At 62.2% G+C, this 3,210-nt stretch carries 4 protein-coding genes; 2 read left to right on the top strand and 2 right to left on the bottom strand.

All coding sequences use genetic code 11. The features are described from left to right. Positions 1 to 2 precede the first annotated feature (2 nt). Both EN939_RS26950 and EN939_RS26945 read right to left on the bottom strand, forming a co-directional pair. On the bottom strand, positions 3 to 905 hold the full coding sequence (locus EN939_RS26950; RefSeq protein WP_127270788.1) for an ABC transporter permease: 903 nt from the start codon (positions 903 to 905) through the stop codon (positions 3 to 5). A 13-nt stretch (positions 906 to 918) separates the two neighbouring features. After that, positions 919 to 1,998, bottom strand: a complete 1,080-nt coding sequence (locus EN939_RS26945) for a polyamine ABC transporter substrate-binding protein (RefSeq protein WP_127270786.1) — start codon at positions 1,996 to 1,998, stop codon at positions 919 to 921. A gap of 92 nt (positions 1,999 to 2,090) precedes the next feature. Here EN939_RS26945 and EN939_RS26940 point away from each other — a divergent pair, with 92 nt between their 5' ends. Next, entirely contained in the window at positions 2,091 to 2,705 is a 615-nt protein-coding gene (locus EN939_RS26940) for a TetR/AcrR family transcriptional regulator (protein ID WP_127270785.1), read from the top strand. A gap of 159 nt (positions 2,706 to 2,864) precedes the next feature. Beyond that, positions 2,865 to 3,210 (top strand): DUF2569 family protein (locus EN939_RS26935; protein WP_245473176.1); only part of this gene is annotated, 346 nt, incomplete at its 3' end.

Below are 3,210 nucleotides of genomic sequence, written 5' to 3'. Positions count from 1 at the left end.
TCTCAGGCCCGCTCGATCTTCAGCCAGCGCGCGCAGGCGAGGTAGGCTGATGTGACCACCGCCATCAGGATAATCGACAGCGCCGAGGCCAGCGGGAAATCGCCGCGCCGGCCGATCTGCATCATCACCAGTTGCGGCATCAGCAGCTCGTTGTTGCCGCCCAGGATCTGCGGCGTGATGTAATCGCCGATGCACAGCACGAAGGTCAGGAAGGCGCCGACCATGATGCCGGGCAAGGTCAGCGGCAGCACGATATGCAGGAAGGTGCGCACCGGCCCGGCGCCGAGATCGGCGGCCGCCTTGCGGTAGCTCGGGCTCAACTGCTTGAGGTTGGCAAAGATGGTCAGCGTCAACAGCATGACGAAGAAATGCACGAAGCCGGTGACGGTGGCGAAACGCGTGTTGGCGAGTTGCAGCGGCTCGCTGATCAGGCCAGAGCCGGTCAGCGCCCGGTTGACGACGCCGTTCTGCGCCAGCACCAGCAGCCAGGAATAGGAGCGCACGACATAGGATGTCCAGAACGGCAGCACCGCCAGCATCAGCGCCAGCCGCTGCCAGCGTTCCGGCACCTGTTCGGCGAGGATCCAGGCAAAGGGATAGGCGAGCAGCACCGAGACCACGGTGACGATCGCGGTGACCTGCAGTGAGTTCACCATCGCCTGCCAGTAGGAAGGGTTGGTGAAGAACTGGCTGTAATTGGACAGCGTGAAGCCGCCGCCCTCATGCGCCGTCAGGCTGGAAAGCCCCATGGCGATGAAGGGCAGCACGAAGAACAGCAGCGTCCAGCCGAGCGCCGGCGTGACCAGCGCCCAGGGCAGGGCAGAGCCCGCCCGGGGCAGGGCCGCCCGGGGCAGAGCAGAGCCCGCCCGGGGCAGGGCACGTCCGTTGTTTGCCGAGCTGCTCATGAGCGCTATCGGCTCATTTCGCCTGCAGCATTTCGGTCCACATATCCTGCATCTTCTTGTCGAGATCGGCGTTCGGCGCCGGATAGGCCTGGGCGCGCGCCAGGAAGCCCGGCTGCTCGTCGAAGCGCAAAACCTTCTTCTGGTCGTCGGTGAGTGCGGCCTTGGTGTTGGCCGGCATGCCCCAATAGCAGGAGGAGGTGGCAAGGCGCGCCTGGCCTTCCGGGCTCATAATGTACTGGATAAACTTCAGCGCCATGTCCTTGTTCTTGGAATCCTTGAACATGGCCAGCGACTGCGACCAGAGAATCGCACCCTCCTTGGGGACCGAGAAGTCCAGCGCCGGGTTTTCCTTGGCCAGGCCCGCCGTCACCCATTCGCCGCCGCCGACCAATATGTCGACCTCGCCGGTCGCAAGCGCCGTCTGGCTGGCGGTCACTTCGCCGACCAGCTTGGCATTGGCCTTCATCTTCAAGAGCTCGTCCTTGAGGGCGGGCAGGTCGGCTTCGGTGAGATCGGCCGTCTTCTTGCCGATCGCCAGTGCGGCCATGCCGATGACCGGCAGGTAGTAGTCGTAGATGGCGACCTTGCCCTTGTACTTGTCGCCGGTGAGTGCTGCCATCGACTGCATGTCGGCTGGATCGACCTTGGTCTTGTTGTAGCCGATCGTGTTGTAGCCGAACTTTTCGGTGATGCCGTAGCGCTTGCCGCCGACCACGGTGGAGCCGTCCATCTTCACCTGCGGAAACAGATCGGCCAGCGGCAGCTTGTCTTCCGGCAATGGCTCGAACAGTCCCTTCTCGACGCCGCGCGGCACGTCGATGCTGTCGATCACCATCACATCCCAGTCGCCGGGCTGCGACTGCTCGACGATGGCGAGGCCGGCGCCGGTGCCCTCGAATTCCTTGACGTTGACCTTGACGCCATTGGCCTCCTCGAAAGGCTGCAGCAAGGCCGGATCGGCATGATCGCACCAGATCAGCGCGTTGAGATCGGCGGCCTGCGCGCCCGTCGAAAGCAGCAGCGCCGCGGCGGCGGCAGCTGTGCGCAAACGGGTCTTCAGGATGGAAAGCGGATTGCTGGCTGTGTGTGACATCGAGTGTTCTCCCTTGCCTTTGTGGCTTCTTGCAAAAAATTGAACCAATTCTAAAATTGAGTCAATTCTGTTTTTGTGGCAAGAGGCTGGGAATGAGCGGATTGCGGGCTAGGCAAAAGGCGGACCGGCACCGGCGTATCATCGAGGCGGCGGCCGAACTGTTTCGCGAGGCCGGCTACGAAGGCGCCAAGATCGAGGCGATCGCCGCGCAGGCCGAGGTCTCTGTCGGGACGATCTACAACTACTACGAGAACAAGGGCGACATCCTCGGCGCCATCGTCTCGCTGGAGGTCAACGAGGTGCTGAATGCCGGGCAAGGCGTCGTCGCCAGGCCGCCGGCCAATGTCGGCGACGCGCTGGACACGCTGGTCGGCATCTATATCGAGCACTCGCTGCACTATCTCAGCAAGGAGATGTGGCGGCAGGCGATGGCAATCTCGACGCAACTGCCCGACAGCCCGTTCGGCCAGGCCTACACCGCGCTCGACCGCGCCCTGACCGAACAGATCCGCGCCCTGATCGCCCGGCTGCAGGAGATTGGCCTGGTGCGCCAGGACATAGACGGTGCAGCGCTCGGCGAACTGATCTTCAACAACATGAACATGATGTTCATCGAATTCGTGAAGCGTGACGCGGCCAAGATACCGGAACTGCGCGCGGCGATACGGAGGCAGAATAGGATATTGGTGGCGGCGATTGGGGTGTGAGACGTCAGGAGCAGGCAGGAGAAAGCGTCGCTTCCGCATAAGACCTGGTTTCAGACGCGGGTCGCCTCTTGAGTTGAGTTTGAAATCTGGTACAACCTATAAGGGCATAAATAGAGGGAGGGGTAAATGGGGACGTTTTCAGTCTGGCATTGGGCGATCTTGCTGCTGTTGATCGGCGTGCCTGTTTTCCTTGCCGTTCGATCAGCCGCGAAGCCGTCACAGAATCCTGAGGCTCTTGTGGGCTTCGGCGGCTGGCTGATGCTGCTGGCTATCGGTCAGGCAGTGTCACCATTGCGGACGCTTGCCGACTTCGCCAATTCGGCCGACGGCTACCAGCAACTCATGACCCTCTCGAATGGGCCGCTGGCGGTGTATGGCGAGGTTGCCCTCAATCTGGCGTTTCTGGCGCTTCAGCTGGTTGTGCTCGTTTCGATGCTGCGGCGTAGCCGCCGCTTTCCGCAATTGTTTCTGCTCCAGTGGCTGGCGATTCCCGTCGTGTTTATCC

The sequence above is a fragment of the Mesorhizobium sp. M7A.F.Ca.CA.002.05.1.1 genome (assembly GCF_003998335.1).
Lineage (GTDB): Bacteria > Pseudomonadota > Alphaproteobacteria > Rhizobiales > Rhizobiaceae > Mesorhizobium.
This window is presented reverse-complemented; position numbering and strand designations above follow the sequence as displayed.